Source organism: Streptomyces glaucescens (assembly GCF_002154375.1).
Taxonomy (GTDB): Bacteria; Actinomycetota; Actinomycetes; order Streptomycetales; family Streptomycetaceae; genus Streptomyces; species Streptomyces glaucescens.
Genome location: NZ_MUND01000240.1, coordinates 1 through 2,315, shown reverse-complemented (window position 1 = coordinate 2,315; position 2,315 = coordinate 1). Strand labels below are relative to the sequence as shown.

The following is a 2,315-nucleotide window of genomic DNA, read 5'->3' as shown; positions in this document are numbered from 1 at the left end:
CGATGTAGTGCACCGGCAGGACCTGATCCTGCCGGTGCACTACATCGACACCCGGGAGATCCACGACCCCGCGCTGCGCGCGACCGACGAACTGGCCGAGGTCCTGCACAGCCGCCAGCACGCCGACTGGCGCGAGCTGCGCTTCGAGCCGTTCAGCTCGCCGGTGGTGCGCCGGGCGATCGCCCAGCTGGCGACCCGGATGCGGGACACGTTCTGGCGGATGCCCGCCCCGGTCGCGGCGCCGCCCGTGGTGGCCCCGCCGGTGCGGCGACCGGACCCGCGGGACCTGGCGACGCGGCAGACCGGGGACACCGGGGCGGCGGCCGGGACCCCCGCCAAGTCTCCGTCGCCCACCCATGTGGTCGACCCCTACCACCGGGGCCACTTCACGACGATCAGCGCGGCGATCAAGGCGGCCGCTCCCGGCGACTGGATCCTCGTCCGGCCCGGCCTCTACGAGGAGAGCCTGATCGTCGACAAGCCGCTGGAGATCATCGGTGACGGGCACCGCGAAGACATCGAGATCCGGGCCCACGACGCCAGCGCCTTGGTGTTCAAGGCCGGCATCGGGCGGGTGTCGAACCTGACGCTGCGGCGGGTGGCGGGAACGGGGCGGTCGCACGCCGTCACGATCTTCCAGGGACGGCTGGATCTGGAGAAGTGCGACATCAGCAGCGACAGCCTCGCCTGCGTCGCCATCCGCGACGGCGCCGACCCGCGGCTGCGCGAGAACAAGATCCACGGCGGCAGGCAGAGCGGCGTCTTCGTCTTCAACCACGGTCTGGGCACGCTGGAGGACAACGAGATCTTCGAGAACCAGTTCAACGGTGTGGAGATCAAGAGCGGATCGAACCCCACGCTGCGCCGCAACCAAATCTTCGACAACAAGGTGAACGGTGTCTACGCCTACGAGGGCGGCCTCGGCAAGCTGGAGACCAACTTCATCACCGGCAACGGCGGAGTGGGCGTACGGATCGACGAGGACAGCTCCACGGTCCTGCGGCACAACAACATCAACCGCAACCGCTACGAGGGCGTGTGGATCGACGGGGGCAGCAGCGGCGTGATCGAGGACAACGACCTGACCGGCAACCTCGGCGGCCCCTGGGACATCGCCCCGGATTGCGAACCGAACATCACCCGCGCCCGCAACCTGGAGTGACCCCCTGAGCAGCAGACACGAAACCGCCCCCTGCGGAGCCTGGAGGGGGCGGTGGGGCGGCCTTCAGGCGCTTTCGGCCAAGAGATCGGTGATGTCCTGCACCGACCAGTGGCCAGCGGCCCCGGGGCAGGCCGCGACGTAGGAAGCGACCGCTTCGAGGTCCCAGGCGCCGGCGGAGAGCAGGCCCGCGGCGAGGAACCGTACGTAGGCAGCGGACGGCGGGACCCATCGAACGTCGTTCATTCGCCATGGGGCTGTGAAGGTCAGCACAGCCATGCCCTCGACCTGACCAGCGCAGACGAGCGTCTCGTAGCGGCCTTCACCCAGCACGGCACGCCCTTGTGCGAGGACCTCCTCCAGATCCAGGTCCATGTCCGGCGCCCGGTACATCTCCTGAGCCGCGATGTCCGCGAACTGGTCGGCAGTCACCAGATGCGCTCTGGCCAGCACCCGTCCACTGGCCTGCGGGTCGTAGAAGGCCCTCCCTCCGCCCCACACGGGCGACTCGGTCGCGAAGTACATCGCGCCGGTGAGTTCCACAGGGATGGACCGAATCGGCATGGCGGGGTTGCGGCATCCCGGATACTCGCTCGCCGCACCCGGTGGCCGCCCGCCCATGATGTAGGCGGCGAGTCGGTCCCGGTGCATGTTGGAACCGTAGGACGTGTACCAGACCCGCTCCGGGTGCCGGTCGGTCGGCAACGTCGAGTCGATACTGGGCAGGGCTTTCACGTGTGCTCGCTCCTGGGGGACGGCCTCACTCTGGCGGGGCGGCGTGCCCCTGACCAACTTCTCAGGGAAGCCGGAGTCGGCCAGAGCGCAGGGGCGTGGCCGGCTGTTGCCTGAGGTGAGTATCCGGGCTGGGACGGCGACGTGTGCCGTCCGAGTCGGAGGCCAGATGAGCGGGGCTCGCAGCGCGAACGAGGTCGCAGACGAGGTCGCACCGGACGCACCGGCCTGGCGTGACCGACACGAAAACACCCCCTCCCGGAAGATCCCGGAGGGGGTGTATGCCCTGATAGGGCGATTGTGGCTGGGGCCGGGGTCGAACCGGCGACCTTCCGCTTTTCAGGCGGACGCTCGTACCAACTGAGCTACCCAGCCACGAGGTTTCACGTGAAACGAAACCTCAGCGGTCCTGACGGGATTTGAA

The 2,315-nt window shown here is 68.7% G+C and carries 2 protein-coding genes and 1 tRNA gene; 1 reads left to right on the top strand and 2 read right to left on the bottom strand.

What is annotated here, in order from left to right; translation table 11 throughout:
* Positions 1-1,162: right-handed parallel beta-helix repeat-containing protein (locus CCN42_RS17180; protein ID WP_211294730.1), on the top strand; the 1,162-nt coding region annotated here is incomplete at its 5' end.
* Between the two features lie 63 nt (positions 1,163-1,225).
* On the opposite strand, the gene CCN42_RS17175 is transcribed toward CCN42_RS17180, so the two are convergent.
* Positions 1,226-1,894 carry a histone deacetylase gene (locus tag CCN42_RS17175; RefSeq protein ID WP_086736732.1) on the bottom strand — a complete coding sequence of 223 codons (669 nt, stop codon included), beginning with the start codon at positions 1,892-1,894 and terminating at the stop codon, positions 1,226-1,228.
* Positions 1,895-2,192: 298 nt separating this feature from the next.
* A tRNA-Phe gene (locus tag CCN42_RS17170) sits at positions 2,193-2,266 on the bottom strand.
* Positions 2,267-2,315: the final 49 nt, after the last annotated feature.